Genomic DNA, 303 nt, shown 5'->3' on the forward strand with positions numbered 1-303 from the left:
GACCTCGGTCGCGGCGCCCTCGATGTTGAGTTCGACGTCCTTGCCCAGGGCCTTGGCCAGCTCGCGCACCAGGCGCGGGAATTTCTGGAACAGGCGCCCGACCGGCTGCATGCGGGTCGCCAGCGTGGCGCGCTGGAGTTCGGCCGAATAGCGCGAGGCCCGTTCCAGCGTCTCGCCCAGGGTCACCATCAGGCCGGCGGCGGCGCCTTCGAACTTGAACTTGAGCAGGCGCTCGAGCAGCACCGCGGCCTGGTTGGCCGCCTGCACCGATTCGCCGGCCACCTCGAGCAGGGCGTCGAGCTT

Annotated in this window: 1 pseudogene; it reads right to left on the reverse strand. The window is 70.3% G+C overall.

Annotated elements, in window-relative coordinates:
* A pseudogene (locus D0817_RS27170) lies at window positions 1–303 on the reverse strand (hypothetical protein); the annotation flags it as partial.

This window comes from Flavobacterium cupreum, from assembly GCF_003996965.1.
GTDB classification, from domain to species: Bacteria; Bacteroidota; Bacteroidia; order Flavobacteriales; family Flavobacteriaceae; genus Flavobacterium; species Flavobacterium cupreum.